This window comes from Variovorax sp. 01T439_2, from assembly GCF_056398445.1.
Map to the genome: position 1 here is coordinate 1 of NZ_JBFTPJ010000751.1, position 2,970 is coordinate 2,970.

Here is a 2,970-nt window from a genome sequence, read left to right on the forward strand (position 1 = left end):
CGGTGATGTCGTACAGGTCGGGGGCGAGCTTCAGCAGCTCTTCGAGCGTGCGCACGCCGGCCATGCCGTTGCCGACCATCACGAGCTTGAGTTTCTTCATCATGGGTGGGGCCTTTCAACGAATCAAGCAAAGGAAGCGCACGGCGCGCGCGGAAAGCATGTGGAGAATGGCGCCATGAGCTTTGAAGTGGACATCGGCTACAGCAGCCAGCGCGGACCGCGCGACGTGAACGAAGACTTCGCGGGCGCCGTGAACGCGCCGCCTGGCGACGAGTCGCGCGGGCTCATCGCGGCCATTGCCGATGGCGTGTCCACGGGCGGGCGCGGCCTGGAGGCGGCGCAGACCACCGTCATGGGCCTCTTGGCCGACTACTTCGCGACGCCCGATACCTGGGAGCCGACTGCCGCGCTCGACCGCCTGGTCGCCGCGCAGAACGCCTGGCTCGCCGACCACAACCGGCGGCGGCAGGGCGGCGCCACCGCGCTCACCACGCTGACGGCGCTGGTGCTGCACGGCCAGAGCTACACGCTCGCGCATGTGGGCGACACGCGCGCCTGGCGCGTGCGCGCCGGCGGCGAGCCGGCCATGCCGCTGACCCAGGACCACGCCTTCGAGCATCCCGACATGCGCAGCCGGCTGACGCGCGCCATCGGCCTGGACGACCAGGTGCGCGTCGACTATGCGCAGGGCGACGTGCGCGTGGGCGATTGCTTCGTGCTCAGCACCGATGGCGTGCACGGCGTGCTCAAGCCGCAGCGCCTGGCCGCGCTCGCCCTGCGGGGCAGTGCCGAGGAGGCGAGCGAGGCGCTGGTGCAGGCGGCGCTGGACGCAGGCACGCGCGACAACGCGACCGCATTGGTCATCCGCGTCGTCGGCCTCGATGTGCGGCAGCTGGACGACGAACTCGGCGACGGCCGCCGCCTGGCGCCGCCGCCCTTGTTGAAGGTGGGCGACGCGCTCGACGGCTACGTCGTCACCGCACTGGTGGCCGACACCGGCGTGCACCTGCTCTACCAGGCGCGCAATGCGGCCACGCGCGAACTCGTGGCGCTCAAGACGCTGCATCCCTCGCGCGCCAGCGACCCGCAGGAGCGCGCGATGCTCGCGCACGAAGCCTGGCTGGGCCAGCGCGTGGGCAACAGCGGATTCGTGCGCGTGCACGAACGCGCCGAGAACGCCAGCGCGCTCTACATCGTGTTCGACTGGCACGGCGGGCGCACGCTGGAGCAGATGCGCAAGTCCGGCGCGCGCGGCACGGTGGCCGAGGTGGTTGCCGCGGCCATCGAAGTGACCAAGGCCCTGGGCCGGCTGCATCGCCACGGCGTGGTGCACCGCGACATCAAGCCCGGCAACCTGCACCTGGGCGACGACGGCCGCTGGCGCATCCTCGACCTGGGCGTGGCGCTGTCGGGCCGCGAAGGCGCGGCCCAGCGGGAGCTGCATGCCGGCACGCCGAGCTACATCAACCCCGAGCAGTGGGAGGGCGCCGAGGCCGACACCGCGAGCGACCTGTTCGCGCTCGGCGTCACGCTGTACCAGTGGCTCGGCGGCCATCTGCCCTACGGCGAGATCGAGCCCTACCAGGTGGCGCGCTACCGGCGCGATCCGGCCGCGCTCTCGCGCCTGCGGCCCGATGTGCCCGTGTGGCTCGACCACCTGGTGCGCAAGGCCGTCGCGCGCGATCCGCGCGAGCGCTTCGAAACCGCCGAGGAAATGCTGCTCGCGCTGGAGCGCGGCGCTTCCCGCCCCGTGAGCGCGCCCGCCGCCACGCCGCTGATCCGCCGCGACCCGGCCGCGCTCTACAAGATCGCGCTGGCCGTGTCGCTGCTGTTCAACGCACTGCTGGTGGTGTGGCTGCTGTTCCTGCCACGTTGAAGGCGGGCGGAGGAAGGTCATGGCCGCGCCGTCTTCCTTGGAGGCACGTACTTGGCGTCGGCAGCGTGGGGCGAGGTGCGCGCGCGGCCGCCTTTCTCTGCCCAGGTGCGCGTCCAGCGGATCTGCATCACGCGCATGACGCCCAGCATCACCAGCGACAGCGCACCGAAGAACACAAAGCCCCAGACATAGCTGCCCAGGTACTGCTTCGACAGGCCCATGGCGTTGGGCACCAGCCCGCCGCCCAGCGCGCCGATCTCGCCGATCATCGAGCCGGCCACCGCGGTGCTCGTGGGCCAGCGCAGCGGCACCAGCTGGAACAGCGCGCCGTTGCCCGCGCCCAGCGCGGCAAAGCACAGGATCAGCAGCAGGGTGGTGAGCGCGAGCGAGCCCGACGAGATGCCCACCAGCACCAGCCCGACGGCCACCACCAGCAGCACCACGGTCAGCGTGTTGACGCCGCCCCAGCGGTCGGAGATCCAGCCGCCGACGATGCGAACCGCCGCGCCCATGAAGGCGGCCAGCATCGTGAGCTGGCCGGCCTGCACCTTGCTCACGCCGAACTGGTCGTAGTAGTAGGAAGGCAGGAAGGTAGTGAGCCCGATGAAGCCGCCGAAGGTCACGCCGTAGATCAGGCTGAACACCCAGCCGTCCTTCTCGAACAGGCAGGCGATGTGCGCGCGGAAGCTCGCATGGCTGTCGACGTCGGGCGGCTCCTTGGCGAACACGATCATCACGATCATCGGCATGAGGATCGCGCCGGCCGCCACGCCGTACACCGCCTGCCAGCCGAGCCACTGCGCGAGCGGCGGCGCCACCAGCACCGACACCGCCGTGCCCACGTTGCCGGCGCCCACCAGGCCCATTGCCAGGCCCTTGTGCTGCGGCGGGAACCAGCCCGAGCCCAGCGACAGCGCCACGCCGAAGCTCGCGCCCGCAATGCCCAGCAGCACGCCCATGGCGAGCAGGTCGTTGAAGCTCTTCACGAAGAAGAAACCGAACAGCATCGCCACCGCGATCAGGCCCATCTCGACCAGCGTCGCGTTCTTGCGGCCGATGTACTGCGACAGGATGCCGAGCGGAAAGCGCATCAG

At 70.7% G+C, this 2,970-nt stretch carries 2 protein-coding genes; one reads left to right on the forward strand and one right to left on the reverse strand.

Annotated elements, in window-relative coordinates; genetic code table 11:
* Positions 1–175 precede the first annotated feature (175 nt).
* Positions 176–1,876: a bifunctional protein-serine/threonine kinase/phosphatase gene (locus tag AC1DOC_RS27125; protein WP_478081596.1), complete on the forward strand. Its 1,701-nt coding sequence runs from the start codon at positions 176–178 to the stop codon at positions 1,874–1,876.
* Positions 1,877–1,893: 17 nt separating this feature from the next.
* On the opposite strand, the gene AC1DOC_RS27130 is transcribed toward AC1DOC_RS27125, so the two are convergent.
* Positions 1,894–2,970 (reverse strand): MFS transporter (locus AC1DOC_RS27130; protein ID WP_478130870.1); only part of this gene is annotated, 1,077 nt, incomplete at its 5' end.

Excerpts from the sequence above, each read along its gene's own strand:
- AC1DOC_RS27125 (WP_478081596.1), top strand. The coding sequence starts at position 176 with ATGAGCTTTGAAGTGGACATCGGCTACAGCAGCCAGCGCGGACCGCGC.